The sequence below is a fragment of the Streptomyces sp. NPDC107575 genome (genome assembly GCF_055657265.1).
The window spans coordinates 532,597-549,539 of sequence record NZ_JBVKBG010000005.1 but is presented as its reverse complement, the minus strand read 5'-3'; the positions used below and the strand labels follow the sequence as shown (position 1 = coordinate 549,539).

At 71.8% G+C, this 16,943-nt stretch carries 14 protein-coding genes; 8 read left to right on the top strand and 6 right to left on the bottom strand.

Annotation, left to right across the window (positions count from 1 at the left end; genetic code table 11):
• Window positions 1-2: 2 nt before the first annotated feature.
• From acnA to ACZ7L4_RS27195, 4 genes are all read right to left on the bottom strand, one after another.
• Window positions 3-2,621 (bottom strand): aconitate hydratase AcnA, encoded by a 2,619-nt coding sequence (acnA, locus tag ACZ7L4_RS27210; RefSeq protein WP_472106521.1) that lies wholly within the window; start codon window positions 2,619-2,621, stop codon window positions 3-5.
• A gap of 179 nt (window positions 2,622-2,800) precedes the next feature.
• The gene (locus tag ACZ7L4_RS27205) at window positions 2,801-3,229 is read right to left on the bottom strand and encodes a hypothetical protein (RefSeq protein WP_472106519.1); all 429 of its coding nucleotides are present in this window, start codon (window positions 3,227-3,229) and stop codon (window positions 2,801-2,803) included.
• Between the two features lie 9 nt (window positions 3,230-3,238).
• On the bottom strand, window positions 3,239-5,521 hold the full coding sequence (locus ACZ7L4_RS27200) for an ATP-binding protein (RefSeq protein ID WP_472106517.1): 2,283 nt from the start codon (window positions 5,519-5,521) through the stop codon (window positions 3,239-3,241).
• Window positions 5,522-5,645: 124 nt separating this feature from the next.
• A complete protein-coding gene (locus ACZ7L4_RS27195; protein WP_472106515.1) occupies window positions 5,646-6,536 on the bottom strand; it encodes an FCD domain-containing protein in 891 nt (296 codons plus the stop codon).
• Window positions 6,537-6,695: 159 nt separating this feature from the next.
• Here ACZ7L4_RS27195 and rraA point away from each other — a divergent pair, with 159 nt between their 5' ends.
• Entirely contained in the window at window positions 6,696-7,187 is a 492-nt protein-coding gene (gene rraA, locus ACZ7L4_RS27190; RefSeq protein ID WP_472106513.1) for a ribonuclease E activity regulator RraA, read from the top strand.
• Between the two features lie 34 nt (window positions 7,188-7,221).
• Here rraA and ACZ7L4_RS27185 read toward each other — a convergent pair whose 3' ends face one another.
• A complete protein-coding gene (locus tag ACZ7L4_RS27185) occupies window positions 7,222-7,803 on the bottom strand; it encodes an LOG family protein (RefSeq protein WP_472106511.1) in 582 nt (193 codons plus the stop codon).
• A 365-nt stretch (window positions 7,804-8,168) separates the two neighbouring features.
• Here ACZ7L4_RS27185 and ACZ7L4_RS27180 point away from each other — a divergent pair, with 365 nt between their 5' ends.
• The 4 genes from ACZ7L4_RS27180 to ACZ7L4_RS27165 all read left to right on the top strand — a co-directional run bounded on the left by ACZ7L4_RS27180 (window position 8,169) and on the right by ACZ7L4_RS27165 (window position 10,677).
• The gene (locus ACZ7L4_RS27180; protein WP_472106509.1) at window positions 8,169-8,372 is read left to right on the top strand and encodes a cold-shock protein; all 204 of its coding nucleotides are present in this window, start codon (window positions 8,169-8,171) and stop codon (window positions 8,370-8,372) included.
• 196 nt (window positions 8,373-8,568) lie between these two features.
• Entirely contained in the window at window positions 8,569-9,960 is a 1,392-nt protein-coding gene (locus ACZ7L4_RS27175; RefSeq protein WP_472106507.1) for a DEAD/DEAH box helicase, read from the top strand.
• 46 nt (window positions 9,961-10,006) lie between these two features.
• Entirely contained in the window at window positions 10,007-10,318 is a 312-nt protein-coding gene (locus tag ACZ7L4_RS27170) for a CBS domain-containing protein (RefSeq protein ID WP_472106505.1), read from the top strand.
• A 50-nt stretch (window positions 10,319-10,368) separates the two neighbouring features.
• Entirely contained in the window at window positions 10,369-10,677 is a 309-nt protein-coding gene (locus ACZ7L4_RS27165) for an SCO5918 family protein (protein WP_472106503.1), read from the top strand.
• A gap of 81 nt (window positions 10,678-10,758) precedes the next feature.
• Here ACZ7L4_RS27165 and ACZ7L4_RS27160 read toward each other — a convergent pair whose 3' ends face one another.
• Complete coding sequence (locus tag ACZ7L4_RS27160; RefSeq protein ID WP_472106501.1) at window positions 10,759-11,106, bottom strand: MerR family transcriptional regulator; 348 nt, start codon at window positions 11,104-11,106, stop codon at window positions 10,759-10,761.
• Window positions 11,107-11,591: 485 nt separating this feature from the next.
• Here ACZ7L4_RS27160 and ACZ7L4_RS27155 point away from each other — a divergent pair, with 485 nt between their 5' ends.
• The 3 genes from ACZ7L4_RS27155 (at window position 11,592) to ACZ7L4_RS27145 (ending at window position 16,913) form a co-directional block, all read left to right on the top strand.
• The gene (locus ACZ7L4_RS27155) at window positions 11,592-14,000 is read left to right on the top strand and encodes a penicillin acylase family protein (RefSeq protein ID WP_472106499.1); all 2,409 of its coding nucleotides are present in this window, start codon (window positions 11,592-11,594) and stop codon (window positions 13,998-14,000) included.
• 187 nt (window positions 14,001-14,187) lie between these two features.
• Complete coding sequence (locus ACZ7L4_RS27150; RefSeq protein WP_472106497.1) at window positions 14,188-15,579, top strand: RraA family protein; 1,392 nt, start codon at window positions 14,188-14,190, stop codon at window positions 15,577-15,579.
• Entirely contained in the window at window positions 15,576-16,913 is a 1,338-nt protein-coding gene (locus tag ACZ7L4_RS27145; protein ID WP_472106496.1) for a TRAP transporter large permease subunit, read from the top strand. Before ACZ7L4_RS27150 ends, ACZ7L4_RS27145 begins: the two co-directional genes overlap by 4 nt.
• Window positions 16,914-16,943: the final 30 nt, after the last annotated feature.

The following is a 16,943-nucleotide window of genomic DNA, read 5'->3' as shown; positions in this document are numbered from 1 at the left end:
GCTCAGGCGGTGCCAAGGGCCCGGCGGACCACGTACGGGAGGATCCCGCCGTGCCGCAGGTAGAGCAGTTCCTGGCGGGAGAAGATCCGCAGCCGGAGCGGCACGGTGGTGCGGTGTCCGGTCGTGGTGTCCCGCAGGTGGAGAGGGACGTGGTTCGTTCCGACGCCCAGGGCGTCCAAGTCGCCGAAGGACAGCTCCTGTTCGGCGGTGAAGGGGTGCGAGGAGGCGGTCTCGCCCTCCGCGAACTCCAGCGGCAGCACCCCCATCCCGATGAGGTTGCTGCGGTGGATCCGCTCGTACGACTCGGCGATCACGGCCCGCACACCGAGGAGCGCCTGTGCCTTGGCGGCCCAGTCCCGGCTCGACCCGGCACCGTAGTTGCGGCCCGCGACGACGACCAGGTCATGGCCCGCCTCCCGGTACCCGGGCGCGGCCTCGTGCACCGGCAGGACCCGGTCGCCGTCCGCGGCGTACGCGTGCCCGCCGGGCGGGGTGGTGTCGAGGAGCCGGTTGACGACGGCCGCGTTGCTGAAGGCGCCGCGCAGCATGACCTCGTGGTTGCTGCGGCGGGTGGAGTACTGGTTGAGGTCGCGGCGTGCCACCCCGCGCTCGGTGAGCCAGGCGCCGGCGGCGCTGCGGGCGGGGATGGAGCCGGCCGGGGAGATGTGGTCGGTGGTGACGTCGTCGCCGAGCCGCAGCAGGATCCGTGCCCGGTCGATCCGCAGCCGGTCCCGCGGTCGCGCGGGCAGGTCGGTGAGATGCGGCGGGCGCCGGACGTACGTCGACTCCGGGTGCCACGGGAAGCGGGTGCCGCCCGGTGCCTCGATCTCCCGCCAGGCGCGGGTGCCCTCGCGGATGCGCGCGGCGTTGGCGCGGAACATCTCGGGCCGCACGAACTCCCCGACGCACGCGGCGACTTCCTCGTCCGAGGGCCACAGGTCCTTGAGGAACACGGGCCGGCCGTCGGTGTCGGTGCCCAGCGGCTCGCCGTCGAAGTCGTGGAGGACGGACCCGGCCAGCGCGTAGGCGACGACGAGCGGGGGTGACGCCAAGTAGGAGTGCGAGACACGGGGATTGACCCGGCCTGCGAAGTTGCGGTTGCCGGACAGCACGGCCACCGGCTCCACCGCGCCGTCCTCGGCGAGCCGCTCCATCGTCGGGTGCAGTGGGCCGGAGTTGCCGATGCAGGTCATGCAGCCGAACCCGACGATGTGGAAACCGATGGCTTCGAGGGACGGCAGGAGCCCGGAGGCGCGCAGGTACTCCTCGACGACCTGGGAGCCGGGGGAGAGGGACGTCTTGACCCAGGGCCTGGTGCTCAGGCCCGCCGCCACCGCGCGCCGGGCGAGCAGGGCCGCCTGCACGATGAGCGCCGGGTTCGCCGTGTTGGTGCAGCTGGTGATGGCGGCGATGGCGACGGGCCCTTCCGGCAGCCCCGAGTCCTGCCCACGGACCTTCTGTGCCGTGCGGAAGGACTCCGGCACGCGCGCCAACGGCAGCCGCTGGTGCGGCAGATGGGGTCCCGCCACGCTCGGCCCGACGGTCGCGAGGTCGAGGTCGAGCAGCTGGTCGTAGTGCGGCACGGGCCGGTCGTCGGTGCGCTTGAGGTCCTGCGCGGTGAGATAGGCGTCGACGAGCCGGACGTGCTCCTCGGTGCGTCCGCTGAGCCGCAGATAGTGGGCGGTCTCCTCGTCGTACGGGAAGAAGACGCAGGTGGCGCCGTACTCGGGAGCCATGTTGGAGACGGCCGCGCGTTCGGCCCAGCCGAGGGTGGTGACACCGTCGCCGCAGAACTCGACGAACTTGTTGACCACGCCCGTGGCCCGCAGCAGTTCGGTGAGGGTCAGGGCGAGATCGGTGGCACCGACACCCTGGCGCAGCCGGCCGGTGAGCCGCACGCCGACGACCTCGGGATATGGGATGGTGACCGGCTCCCCGAGCATCGCGGCCTGCCCCTCGAGCCCGCCGACGCCCCAGCCGACCACACCGAGGGCGTTGATCATCGGGGTGTGGCTGTCGGTGGCGACGAGGACGTCGGGGTGGAGGACGGGCAGCCCGTCCCCGGTGTCGTCCGTCCAGACGACCCGGGCCAGCGCTTCCATGTTGACCTGGTGGATGATCCCCGTGCCCGGGGGCACCACACGGAAGTTGGCCACGCTCTTCTCGGCCCATTTGACCATCTCGTACCGCTCGCGGTTGCGCCGGAAGTCGATCAGCAGATTGCGCTCGACGGCGTCCGGGCGCCCGTACTCCTCGACGATCACCGAGTGGTCGACGGTCAGATCCACGGGGACGGACGGCTGCAGGTTCTCGGGCTCCCCGCCCAGTTCGGCCACGCAGTCGCGCAGGGCCGCGAAGTCGGCGAGCGCGGGTAGGCAGGTGGTGTCGTGCAGCATGATCCGGTTCGGCCGCACGGGGACTTCGCACGGCCCTGATCCGGCGCGGGTGCGGGAGACGACCTCGGGGAGCGCCTCCGGTGTCCCGCGGGCCACGTTCTCCAGCAGGATCCGGATCGCGTACGGGACTTCGTCCAGCTCTGCGGGTGTCAGGACCCGGTCGAGGGGGTGGTGGCGGTAGCTGCGGCCCCCGACGGTGAGCACGGCGGTGCGGTCGACGTTCATGTTCCCCTGCGGACGTAGGCAAGACGGCGGTCGAGGGACTGCATCGGCCAGCAAGGGAAGTGCGAACAGGGCTTCCCGTGGCCCGATGCCTCGGCCTGGTGGACACATATTGTCCTACGCCGCTGACTGATACAACCCTCGTGCAATCCCGCGGTCCGCCCGATCGTGACCGCCGCCGGTTACGCGCCGCCTTCGCCGCCGAAGCGTCGGCGGAACTCCTCGGCGAGGGTGCCGCCGGCCGCCGCCACGAGCTGACCGACGACGGGGTGGACGACGAGGCTGGTGACGGCGCCCGCGAGCGCGGGCAGGTGGCGGGCGAACCAGCGGCGCACGTACTCCATGGTGGAGAGGTCGGGCTCCGGCGCGGTCGCGGACTCCTCCAGTTCGTCGAGGAGTTCACCGGCCCGCTCCGGGGCGTCGTCGGGCAGAAGTGCGCGGACACGGGCGAACTCGGCGCGCAGCTCGGCCAGTTGTTGCTCGCTCACGGCCGCGGGGGCGGCAGGCCCCTCCACCCGGGACACGGTGTTGTCGCGGCCGACGACCACCTGGCCGGACACACCGCCTTCGGTCCGGATCTCGTAGTGGTCGCCGCCTGCTGTGTGGGACATGGGCTCTCCTCAGTCGATGCCCGGGGCGGGCTCGGAGGGGGGTTCCGTGCTGGACAGGGTGGGAGGGGGCGTCGGGGAGGGCGGGTCGGTGGTGACGGGACCGGTGGGGCCGACGACGGCCGTCCCGGCCACCGGCATCGACACGTCCTTGTCGCCCTCGTCGTCGGGCATGGTGACGAGCGCCTTGTAGGAGCCGGGTTTCGTGGGGGCGAAGGTGACCTGGAAGACGCAGTCGTGCGAGCCGCCCGCGGGCGGGCACGAGGTCAGGGCGGTCTTCCAGTTGGCGGGGTCGCTGGACCTCAGGGCCTGCTCGTCGTCGCACTTGAGCCACGAGGTGAAGTGGACGGTCTCGGTCCTCGTCTCACCGACCCGGACGGCGCCGAAGTCCCGTGCGGGCAGCCCGACCGGCGGACAGCCGTCCGAGCGCGGCATGGGCGTGATGCCGCGCGGCCCGGTGGGAGTCGTGGTCACCGGGGACGTCTCCTGCGTCGGGCTCGGGCTCTGGCTGGTGGCCGATTCGGTGGGGCTCGTGCTCAGGGACTGTGTGCCGAGCGAGGAGGTGGGCGTGGGCAGGGGGATGGCGCCCGGCGGAGCGCCTCCGACAAGGGTGGCGGTGCCGAACGCCACGCTCGCCGCCGCCAGTGCGCCACCGACTCCGACACCGACGGGGTGGGCCGCGACGGTGTGGTGCACGGCGTGGCGCGCCCGGTGCAGCCCCCAGCCCCGGGGGTGCGGTGATCCGGCGCCGACCACGTCCGGACTGCCCGCGCCGGGCGGGCCGCTCGGGGCGGCCGGGCCACCCTGGCCGGGCCCCGGCACTCCCTGACCGCCAACCCCGGCCCCGCCACCGCCGCCACCCGCATGCGCCGCCGCGTATCCGACGCCCCCGCCACCGCCGACGAGCCCCGAGGACGCCGTGCTCAGCGCGACGACGCGCACGTGCACCTCGTGGGCGAAGTACGACTCGTCCGCCACGGCGCCCAGGAACTGCGCCGCCGCCCTGCCGTAGCGCAGGACCTGCCCCCACGCTCCCCAGTGCAGCGAGAGCGCGAGCAGCGGGGCGGCGGCCCGGGCGAGGTCCCGCACGCCGCGGTGGTCCTCGACCATGGCCAGATTCCCCAGGACCCGCCGGATCGCCGCGGCCTCGGCGCACGCCTCCTGCCGGGTGGCGCGGGTCCGCAGCCAGTGGGTGAGGGCGGGCGCGAGTCGGGCGGCGCCGGGCAGCGCCCCGGCCTGCTGGGCGACGAGCACGGCGAACGGCCCGCAGGGACAGAGGTTCTCGCCGTCGACCTCGACCAGCCGGAGCGCGGTGAGTTCGGCGAGCGCCGCCGGATCGGGACGCACCCCGAGCGCCGCCAGCAGGACGGGGGACGAGGGCAGCGGGGCGAGGACGCACAGCGGCCGCAGCAGCCCGACCGCCCGCTCCGAAAGGCGGGCCGCGGTGCCGACGGCGAGGGCGGTGTCGTCGACCGGGAAGAACCCGGGCGGCCAGGGCGGGCCGCCGTGGGCACCCCGTCGCTGCGCGGCGTTGAACGCGGCGGCTGCCTGCAGGATGCTCTGCGGGTGCCCGTGGACGGTCGCGATCAGATGCCGGGCCGCGTCGGCCGCGGGCCCCGTCGGATACTGCCCCGTCTCACGGGCCAGCAGCGCGAGCGCATGCTGCTCGTGCAGCCCCTCCAGGCGCAACGGGCGGGCGTCGGGCCGCTCGACGCGGTCCACGGCGGCCGTGAGCAGCCGGCACCCGGGTGTCGCCTCGATCAGCGCGCCCAGGTCCTCGGGGGAGACCTGGAGGTCGTCGACGACGAGCACCATGTGCAGCGCGCCCAACAGCTGCCGCAGGGTGGCGGGTTCGGGTTTGTAGCCCTCGCAGGGGCGGCCGTCGGGAAGCTCGTAGCAGGCCTGGAAGATCTCCTGGAGCAGGTCCTCCACCGTTCTGTCGGCGGCGTGGAGATGGAGGACGGGCCGGCCCAGCGCGAGCTGTTCGGCGCTGCAGCGGCGCAACAGCGCGCTCTTGCCGATGCCGGGCGGCCCGAAGACCTGCACCCGCCTGCCCGCGCTCAACCAGCCGCCGATCGCGGTGAGTTCGCCGTCACGGCCGAGCGGCACCTCGCCCTGCCCGCGCAGCGCGGAGCCGCCCGGATACGGTCGCGCCCGAAGCCGCAGCTGTGGCGGTCCATCGGGCCGGTAGGCGACGTACGCGCCCTGTTCGGCATTGATGACGACGTTGTTGCGGCCGACGACAACCTGCCCGTTCACTTCCCCGCGTACGTCGACCCTGCCCACATCCCCCATGGGCTCGCCCTTCCCCCGTTGCGCCTTGACAGCGTTCTACGCCGACCGGCCGCCCCCTTCAAGGCAGTTACGGCGGATAGGGGCAAGGGGTGGAATGTGGGGCGGAAGTGGGGGACAGGTCAGGTCAGCGGCGGGAGTCGATCCCCGTCTTCTTGGCCCGCACCTTGTCGAGGTGCACGCTCAGGAACGCGGACGCCTCCGCCACCTTTCCGCTCTCCAACAGGTCGAGAAGTTCCAGGTGTTCGCGGGCCTGGCCCGCGACCCGGGCCCGGTCCAGCTGGTGGCGGTACTCGAGCAGGCGGCGCAGCCGGTTCTGGCGGCGTACGGAGTCGAGCAGGAACTGGTTGCCGGAACAGCCGACCAGCATCTCGTGGAACGAGGCGTTGACCTGGAACAGTTCGGCCCGCGGCAGCAGCAGGATGTCCCCGTGCAGCAGCGCCTCCTGGCGGCGGCGGTGCAGCGCGAAGGCCTCGGTGTCGACGGCGAAACCGGGTTCGAGCAGCGCGGCCGGCTCGACGATCATCCGGAACCGGTAGCTCTGGTCGTGCGCGTCGACGGTGGCCATCATGTGCTGGAACTCCCAGCCCCGGCCGCCGACCTTGCGCCGCACCAGGTCCTCGGACTCCATCTGCGACAGCACCCGCTCGGTCTGGCGCGGCGTGAGCCGGTAGCGGCGGCCGATGTCGGCGGCCGTGAACGCGCCGGTGAAGCGGCCCCCCACGTAGTCGTCGGCGATCTCGAAGTACGCCGACTGCTCGACGTCCTCGTCCCCGCCCGTGTCGGGACGGGCGAGGGCGTCCGCGTCCCGGGTGAGGAAGAAGCCCCGGTTGGGGATCCGCTCGAGGATGCCGACCTCGGTGAGGAACGCCATCGCCTTGCGCACCGGCGTGCGCGAGACGTCCAGCTCGTTCGCCGCCCACTGCTCGGTGACGTGGGCGCCCTCGCGCAGGCCGGCGCCGCGCATGAGATCCACGAGACGGGTGGCCATGGACGTGGTCAGGTTGGGCCGGGACATCGCTCCTGCGCTCGTCGTGAGGGAGTGGGCTGCTGGTGGCTCATCCTATGGATACCCCTGGACGCGGGTGAGATTGTATCGATAAGTTACCCGGAACAATATCAGTGCCGGTCTCCAGAGGGGTCCGGCCCCACGCCGTACGCACCGCCTGGAGGCCCCGTGTCCACGACGCGCATCCCGACCCCCACCGCCGACCTGTACGACGAGTACGGCGACGAACTCCGGGTCTGCGACGTCCAGTTCACCTCGTACGGCGCGGTCCGCTCCTTCACGGGCCCGGTCAGGACCGTGTCCGTGCACGAGGACAACGCCGTCCTGCACGCGCTGCTCCACGAGCCGGGGGACGGGGCGGTCGTGGTCGTCGACGGCGGCGCCTCACTGCGCACCGCGCTCCTCGGCGACCTCATGGCGGCGCGGGCCCGGGACAACGGCTGGGCGGGACTCGTCATCCGCGGGGCGATCAGGGACGCGGCCGTCGTCGGTGTCACGTCCGTCGGTGTGCAGGCCCTCGGCTCCACGCCGCGCAAGAGCGCCAAGGAGGGCAAGGGCGAGGTGGACGTGCCGGTGACCTTCGGGGGTGTCACGTTCCGGCCCGGCGACATCCTGCACGCGGACGAGGACGGGGTGGTGCTGCTCCCGGTGGCGGAGTGAGACCGGCGCCCGCGCACTGCTCGGGCGGGCCGGGCTAGCGCAGGCTCTCCCCGTGCGCGGGCTCCGGGCTGTTCCGGATCCGCTCCTCGAGCAGTTCGAGGAGGCCGGGCAGTTCGGGGGCGACGGCGAGGTCGTCCAGCGTGGCCGAGGGAAGCAGGCCGGAGTCCGCGATGCCCCGCAGTGCGCCCAGCAGGGGCGACCAGAAGCCCCCGGCGTCCAGGAAGCCGACGGGCTTGGCGTGGAAGCCGAGCTGGCGCCACGACCACACCTCGAAGATCTCCTCCAGCGTGCCGAGGCCCCCGGGCAGGGCGACGAAGGCGTCGGCGTGATCGGCCATCAGCGCCTTCCGCTCGTGCATCGAATCGCACATGAGCAGCCGCGACACACCCTCGTGCGCCCACTCCCGCTCGACCATGCTGCGCGGCATGACACCGATGACCTCGCCGCCGGCCTTCAGCGTGCTGTCCGCGAGGGCGCCCATCAGGCCGCGCCGGCCGCCCCCGTAGACGAGTCCGATCCCGCGCCGGGCCAGCTCCGCGCCCACGTGGACGGCCAGTTCGGTGTGTGCCGGGTCCATACCGCCGGACGAGGCGAGGAAGACGGCGAGGCGGCGCATGGGCTTCTCCTGATCGGTCGCGACGGGGGCTCCGGTCTACCACGGGCGTGGCGCGGCGTACCCGCCGAATCCTGCACTTCGGGCGACCCGATATCTGCGTCCGCGCGATGAGGATTTTGCGGACCATGCAGTGAGAGTTTTCGGAAGGGCGGAAAAACCGAAATTCCGTGGTGGGTGCAGGCTGTTCTTGCGTGCTACTGTCGGTCCTAGTTGCAGTTGTGGTTCCCAAGACTTCAAGTGCCTGACCTGCTCTCGCAGGTGGGGCACTCGTGTATTTCCGGTCATTTTCCGGTCGGGGCAATCATCGCGGCGACACGGTGTTCGCACGGTGCGGATTCCGATGTACTGCCCCAAGGAGATATGACATGGCTACTGGAACCGTGAAGTGGTTCAACTCGGAAAAGGGCTTCGGCTTCATCGAGCAGGACGGCGGCGGCGCCGACGTCTTCGCCCACTACTCGAACATCGCCGCCCAGGGCTTCCGTGAGCTGCTCGAGGGCCAGAAGGTGTCCTTCGACATCGCCCAGGGCCAGAAGGGCCCGACGGCCGAGAACATCGTTCAGGCCTGACACTGACGCGTACTTTTGCAGCTGGGGCCCGCATCCTTCGGGGTGCGGGCCCCAGCTGCATTTCAGCATCCGGACCCGCGTGGGTTTCTGCCGGTCGGCTCTGCTTGCTTTATCCATCGGTCCATACTTGTAATTCTCTGTGCCGCTCATCGCTGCGGGAATTCCTTGATATGCGCCGCATCGAGGAAGGTTCCGCATGAACCGCACACGTACAAACGACCGTGCTGCCCGTACCCGCGGTCACGGCCGCCGGCCCGCCGCGGTACAGGGCGAGTTCGCGCTCCCCGAGACGACCACGCCCGCCCTGCCCGCCGTCGAGAGCTTCACCGAACTCGGCATGCCCGAGCAGTTGCTGGCCGAGCTCGGCAGGCAGGGCGTGAGCGCACCGTTCCCGATCCAGGGCGCGACCCTGCCGAACGCCCTGGTCGGCCGGGACGTCCTGGGCCGCGGGCGCACCGGCTCCGGCAAGACCCTCGCGTTCGGCCTCGCGCTGCTCGCCCGCACCGCGGGACAGCGGGCCGAGCCCCGCCGGCCGCTGGGGCTGGTCCTCGTACCGACGCGCGAGCTGGCACAGCAGGTGACGGATGCCCTGACGCCGTACGCCCGCGTCCTCAGGCTGCGCACGGCCACGGTCGTGGGCGGCATGTCGATCGGCAGGCAGGCCAGTGCGCTGCGGGGCGGGGCCGAGGTCGTCGTCGCGACCCCGGGCCGGCTCAAGGACCTCATCGCCCGCGGCGACTGCCGCCTCGACCAGGTCGGCATCACGGTGCTCGACGAGGCCGACCAGATGGCCGACATGGGGTTCATGCCGCAGGTCACCGCGCTGCTCGACCAGGTGCGTCCGGAGGGGCAGCGAATGCTGTTCTCCGCCACCCTGGACCGCAATGTCGACCTGCTGGTGCGCCGCTACCTGAGCGACCCGGTCGTGCACTCGGTCGACCCGTCGGCCGGTGCGGTCACGACGATGGAGCACCACGTGCTGCACGTGCACGGCGCCGACAAGCACGCCGCCACCACGGAGATCGCCGCCCGCGACGGCCGCGTGATCATGTTCCTCGACACCAAGCACGCCGTCGACCGGCTCACCCAGGATCTGCTCAAGAGCGGGGTGCGGGCCGCCGCGCTGCACGGCGGCAAGTCCCAGCCGCAGCGCACCCGTACGCTGACGCAGTTCAAGACCGGAGATGTCAGCGTGCTGGTCGCGACCAATGTCGCGGCGCGCGGCATCCACGTCGACAACCTGGACCTCGTCGTCAACGTCGACCCGCCGACCGACCACAAGGACTACCTCCACCGGGGCGGGCGCACCGCTCGCGCCGGTGAGTCCGGCAGCGTCGTCACACTCGTCACCCCGCACCAGCGCCGGGCCATGGTCCGCCTCATGTCCCACGCGGGCATCCGGCCGCAGACCACCCCGGTCCGCTCGGGCGACGAGGCCCTGCACCGGATCACCGGCGCCCAGGCCCCGTCCGGTGTCCCGGTCGTCATCGCCGCACCGGCGGCCGAACGCCCCAAGCGCGGCGGCTCCTCCCGAGGCCGCCGCCGCCCCACTTCCGCGAACCGGCGCGCCCCCGCCCGTAGGCCCTAGCACCTTCGCGATCCGGAAGCCGACCCATCTCCCCAGGAGGCACCTTTTGACGCTGGTTCAGATGCAGTCCCGCCCGGCGACCGCCGACTCCGCGCACCGGACGGTGGCCGGACCGGTGGAGCGGTCCGGTCCCCAGGTCCGTGACGACATGAGCGTCGAGGTGGCGCTGTCCGTCATGGCCGCCGCCCGCACCGGCCGGCTGGTCGTCTGCGATCAGGACGACCAGGGCATCGGCCTGGTCACCCGGGCCGAACTCGCCGCCGTCCGTGACAGTTCCGCCTATACGGACCGCGTCTGCCTGCGCGACATGCTCGACGAGCAGAGCACCGCGTCGGCAGCCTTCGCTTTCTCCCGCTGAACCCGTCCCACTCCGGCCGAACCGTTCTTCCCTACCCCCTGTGAGGACCCATGCGCTGCGTCATCGCCCGCTTCCCGTTCGATCTCACCAAGGACGGCGTGCTGGAATCGATGAAGGGCATCAAGCCCGAACCGACCACCGGTGAGACCGTGACCATCGGTCGCCGTCAGTACCCCGTCAAGCAGGTCGGCCAGGTCATCACCCGCCAGGACCGCCGTGACTTCAGCGCCGCCGAAGTCCTGCGGGCCATGACCAAGCTCGGCTTCACCTGCCACACCGCCCCCGAGCCGGCGCCCGTGCCCGCCCTCGACCCGCTGGAGCGGGCCTCCGCGATGCTCGGCACCACCACGCCCGTCTGAACGGGCGAGCAGGGGTGCTGATACCTGAATGACAGTGGGGCCCGACCGTCGCGACGGTCGGGCCCCACTGTCATTCAGGTATCAGGTGTTCTCGACCGCGGCCGCGGAGTCCCCCGATGCGGCGGTGCGGCGGTATTCGGCGTTGATCCGCTGCGCTTCCTCGAGCTGGTCCTCCAGAACGATGATGCGGCAGGCGGCCTCGATGGGCGTCCCCTGGTCGACGAGCTCCCGGGCGCGCGCGGCGATGCGCAGCTGGTAGCGGGAGAAGCGGCGATGGCCGCCTTCCGAGCGGAGCGGCGTGATGAGGCGGGCTTCGCCGATGGCGCGCAGGAAGCCCTGGGTGGTGCCGAGCATTTCGGCGGCCCGGCCCATCGTGTAGGCGGGGTAGTCGTCGTCGTCGAGACGCCCGAACGAGTCGTCTGCTGTCACTTGCACCTCTCTGTTGAACATGCTCGAGGGGCCCTGGTGCCGAACGGCACCAGGGCCCCGAAGGAACTACTACACCATCTGCCGGTCCTGATACTTCGCCGGCCTTCTGTTTCCGCCTGCCCGGACGTACTGCCGTCGGGGCCGCGGGGATCGCGGTTGCTTGACCGGAGACCACCTCACTATCGATGTCCTGCGGTACCCGGGCTCCCACTTTCCGCCCGGGCGATCCTGATGGCGCTCGCTCCTCCGTTCTCTTTGGCTACGGGAGAAACCATAACCGGGCCGTGGGGCAATGTCTACTCCAGCGAACATAGATTTTCGCGTGTCCGAGGGGCAGGTAACCCGTCTCGAACACTATGAACGAAACGACGCGCCCCTCGTCCAGCGCTCCGCTTCCTCCTAGCCTCGTGGCGTCCGTGCAAAGGATCTTCCGCGCACTGACGCGCGGTGGTGTGCCGGGCGGTCGACCGACGAAGGAGGCTGGTGTGGCGAATGCCGGGCAGGCGCGATTCTCCAGACGACAGGTACTGGCGGCGACGGCCGCGGGAGCGGCCGGAGTCGGTGTGACGGCCTCGACCGCGGGCGCCGCGAGCGCGGCTCCCGCCGCCGAGCGGGACTACCGGGTGCCGGGCCTGCGGGCCCCGGTCGAGCTGATCGAGGACCGCTACGGCGTACCGCACATCTACGCCGACAACGAGCACGACGTCTTCCTCGCCCAGGGCTTCAACGCCGCCCGCGAGCGCCTCTTCCAGATCGACCTGTGGCGCAGGCGGGGACTCGGTGAACTCTCCTCCGTGCTGGGGCCCGACTACGTGGCGCAGGACCGGGCCACCCGGCTGTTCCTGTACCGGGGCGACATGGACGTCGAGTGGGCGCGCTACGCCGAGGACGCGCGCAGCATCGCGACGCGGTTCACCGCCGGGATCAACGCCTACGTGGACTGGCTGGACGCCCACCCCGACCAACTCCCCGAGGAATTCCGCCTCCTCGGCTACCGGCCGGCCCGCTGGGAGCCCGAGGACGTCGTCCGCATCCGCAGCCACGGCCTGACCCGCAACCTGACCAGCGAGGTCAAGCGCGCCCAGGTCGCCTGCGCCGCCGGGGTGGACGCCGACCTGGTGCGCCAGGGGCTGCAACCGGACCACAAGGCGACCGTGCCGGACGGCTTCGACCCCTGCGTGCTCCCCGACGACGTGCTCGAGGTCTTCGAACTGGCCACCCAGGAAGTGGAGTTCAAGGAAGGGGCGATACGGCAGGCGGTGGTGCGCGACGCCACCACCGAGGGCTCCAACAACTGGGTGATCGCCGGCGAGCGCACGGCCACCGGCCGCCCGATCCTCGCCAACGACCCGCACCGCTCCTACTCGGCGCCGTCCCTGCGCTACCTCGCGCACCTCAGCGCCCCCGGCCTCGACGTCATCGGCGCGGGGGAGCCCGCCCTGCCCGGCATCTCCATCGGGCACAACGGCACCGTCGCCTTCGGCCTCACCATCTTCCCCATGGACCAAGAGGACCTCTACGTCTACGAGTTGGACCCCGACGACCGCACGCGCTACCGGTATCAGGGCGACTGGGAGCCGATGAAGGTGCTGCGCGAGCGGATTCCCGTCGCGGGCGAGGACGACCGTCCCGTCGAGCTGAGTTTCACCCGGCACGGCCCCGTGATCCACGTCGACGAGGAGCACGACCTCGCCTACGCGGTGCGCACCGCGTGGCTGGCCCCGGGCACGTCACCGTACTTCGGCAGTGTCGCCTACATGCGGGCGCGCAACTACCGCGAGTTCACCGAGGCCATGCGCAACTGGGGCGCCCCGACGGAGAACCAGGTCTACGCCGACGTCGAGGGCAACATCGGCTGGGTCCCCGGCGGCCTCGCCCCCAAGCGCGTCGGGTACGACGGGCTGCTCCCGGTGCCCGGCGACGGCCGCTGCGAGTGGGACGGCTTCCACTCGGGCGACGACCTGCCGCGGACCCTCAATCCGGCCGCCGGCTTCATCGCCACCGCCAACCAGTTCAATCTGCCGCCCGAGTACCAGGACATGGGACTCGGCTACGAGTGGACCAACCCCTTCCGGCACCAGCGAATCGTGGAGGTCCTCTCGAAGCAGCACCAGCACACCGTCGCCGACTCGCAGAAGCTGCAGCACGACCAACTGTCCATACCCGCACGCCGGTTGACCGCCCTCCTGTCCGGGCTGCGCAGCAGCGAACCCGACCGCCGCCGCGCCCTGCGCCTGCTCGGTGACTGGGACGCCGTCGAAGCACCCGACTCGGCGCCGGCGGCCCTGTTCGAGGTGTGGCTCTCCAGGCACCTGGGGCCCGGATTCGTGCGGGCCGCGGTGCCGAAGGCCGCCGAGCTGATCGAGGACGCCGACACCCTCGTGCTGCTCGGTGAGTTGGAGAAGCCGGGCCGGTGGCTGAAGGACGCGGCGGCCCGCGACCGGCTGCTGCTCGACACCCTCGGGACGGCGTACGCCGAGGTGCGCAAGCTGCTGGGTGACGACGAGCGGGCGTGGCAGTGGGGCAAGCTGCACCACAGCCTCTTCCAGCACCCGGCGTCGGCCGCATTCGACGAGGCGGACCGGGCCCGCTTCGACGTCGGCCCGATGCCGAGCGGCGGCTCCCCGGACACCGTCAACGCGGCGACGTACCGCACCAGCGACTTCCTGCACACCAGCGGCCCGTCGTTCCGGGTCGTCATGGACGTCGGCGACTGGGACTCCTCGGTCGCGGTCAACACCCCGGGCCAGTCGGGCGATCCGGACGACCCGCACTACCGCGACCTCGCCGAACCCTGGCTCGAGGGCGGGTACTTCCCGCTCGCCTACACCCGCGCCGCAGTCGAGAGGATCGCGGAACGCCGCTGGAGGCTCCTGCCCGCCGAAGGGGCCTGAGTCTCCGAAGCCACCTGAACCACCCGCCGCAGGGCCGAGCGTGTCTCGGCCCTGCGGCCTTTTTGGTGTGTCCCGTTGCCGCCTCATTTGATCGATCATTTCTCGGCCCTTGACGTGTCCGCCGTGCCCAAGCAACATCCTCCTGCGCACAGTGATATTGCTTATCACTCTATGAGAAGAGGTTCAGGTGAAGGCAGGGATCATCGGTCTGGGCGAAGCGGGCGCGCTCTATGCGGCCGGGTTCGTCGAACAGGGCTGGCAGGTCGTCGGCTTCGACCCGGTCGACGTGCCCACGCCGGAAGGCGTCGAGCGGGCCGCGACGCTCGCGGAGGCCGTGCGGGGCAGCGCTCTCGTGCTGGGCCTGACCGGGGCGAAGGCCGCGCTCGCCGTGGCGGAGGAGGCCGCCCCGCAGCTGTCCGCGACCGCGGTCTACGCGGACATGAACGCCGCCGCCCCGGAGCTGAAGCGGAGGATCGCCGCGGCCGTCGGCGCCGCCTCGTCCGCGGCGTTCGCCGATGTGTCCGTGATCGGCTCCGTGCCGAAGCACCGGCACCGCACCGCGCTCGTGGCCAGCGGGGAGGGTGCCGGCGCGGTCGCCGAGCACTTCGGCGCGCTGGGGGCGCCCGTCGAGAACCTCGGGAGCGACCCCGGTGCCGCGTCGGCCCGCAAGCTGCTGCGCAGTCTGTTCATGAAGGGGCTCGGCGCCGTCATCGTCGAGGCCGTGGACGCGGGGCGCGCCGCCGGCGACGAGGCGTGGGTCAGGCAGCAGGTCGCGGGAGAGCTGGCGGAGGGCGACGCCACGCTGGAGCGGCTCTACCAGGGCACCCTCAAGCACGGCGAGCGGCGGGCCCGTGAGGTCGCCGCCGCCGCGGACCTCGTCGGCGAACTCGGCCTCGACGCGCGCCTCGCCGATGCCATCGGCCACGTACACACCTTGGCCGCGCGCCCGGAAGGGCTGCGCGACACCTCCCGTGTCACCACCGAACTGCTCGCCGGATACGAGGGCCTGGCCACGGCGAACATCGGCGACGCCACCGACCGCCTCGGCCTCCTCGACTCCGGCATCAGCGCGCTGTGGCCCGGCGCCCGGACCGTCGGCCGCGCCCTCACGGTATGGACTCGCGCCGGTGACAACCAGGCGCTGCACCAGGCCATCAAGATCGCCGAGCCGGGTGACATCATGGTCGTCAATGGGGAGGGGGATGTCTCCCGTGCCCTGGTCGGAGAGCTGATCGCCGAGCGCGCCCGAGCCCGTGGCGTGGTCGGCATGGTGCTCGACGGCGCCGCGCGCGACGTCGAGGTGCTCGCCGAGATGGGCTTCCCCGTCTGGGCGCGTGCGGTCACTCCGGCAGGCCCCTACAAGTTCGGTCCCGGCCACGTCGGGGTCCCGGTCGCCGTCGGCGGAGTCGTCTGCAGGCCCGGGGACCTCGTCGCGGCCGACGGCGACGGCGTGGCCGTCGTCCCCGCCGAGCGTGCGCAGGCCGTCCTGGCCGCCGCCCGCGAGGTGGAGGCCGAAGAGGCGCGCCGGCGCACCGACATCCGCGCCGCGGCCGCGGCGACGCCAGGAGGAACATCGTGATCGCCGTCTGGGCACTGGGCTGCTACATCGCGGCCATCATCGTGTGGAACGCCGTCCTCAAGCGGAACATCGGCGAGGCGCTCATCGTCGGCTTCCTCGTCACCGGCCTGTTCGCCGGCGGCGACATCGCCCATGTCATGTGGGACGGCCTTGTCGAGGCGATGCAGGAGGAGGTCACCTTCGCGGCCCTCGCCTTCGTCTTCATGAGCTATCTGCTCGCCCGCACCCCGGTCCTCGACCACCTCCTGGGCATCCTCAACTCGGTGCTCGGCAGGCTGCGCGGCGGCCCCGTCTACACCTCGACCGTCGCGGCCGGACTCTTCGGGGCCATCGCGCACGTCGGCGCGGCGGTGACCGCGGCGGTCGGCTCGGTCACCATCCCGTGGATGAAGCGGTCGAACGTGAGCGGCGAACTCGCGGCCACCGTCGCCGCGGGCGGCGCCGGCATGGGAGTCACCTTCCCCTTCAGCTCGACCATGTTCATCCTCATGGGCTCGGCAGGTGTCGCCTCGCTGGCCACCACCGACGACATCGTCCTGCCGCTCGCCATCGGCGGCCTGTGGTGTCTCGGGTACCGGCTCGTCGCCGCGTTCGTCATGGTGCGCCGCCACAAGGTGCAGCCCATCGACCGCGCCGACCTGCTGCCCCTGCGCACCAGCCTCGGTGTCGGCTGGACCAGCCTGTTCCTGTTCGTGGCGATGGCGATCCCCCTGGCGCTGACCAAGGGGCCCGTCGGGGCCGCGCTCGACAGCCACGTCGGGCTCGAACTCTCGGACGCCATCAGCCTCATCACCTGGATCCCCGTCCTCCTGATCGCCACCGTCCTCGTCCTCGGCCGACGCCACCTGCCCCGCTCGGGCCGCGAGTGGTGGAACGTGCTCGGCGGCGCCGCCCCGCACTTCGGTGTCATCGGCGTCACCATCGTCGCGGCGTTCTCCGCCTCCAACGTCCTGGGCGAGCTCGGGCTGCCCGAGCAACTGACCGAGCTGCTCGCCGGGGTGGAGGCACCGAAGTGGGTCATGGCGCTGATCGTCGGTGTCCTCGTCGTCGGCGTGGCCATCCCGCTGACGGCGTCCGCGACGATGGCCGCCATCGGACCCGTCGCCGTCACCTCGCTGGTCGGCGCCGGGGTGCCCCCGGCCACCGCCTGCGTCGCGGTGCTCATCTTCGCGTCCACGGAAGGGGCTTCGCCCCCGTCCGGGGCACCCATCTACGTCGCCAGCGGCATCGCCGGCATCGACCCGGCCCGCACCTTCCTGCCCCTGGCCACGTACTACTGCGTGCCCATCCTCCTGGTGGGCGCCGCGGTGGCCACCGGCGTCCTCCCCGTCTGACACCGTCCCCGACCCGCACGAACCGGAGGC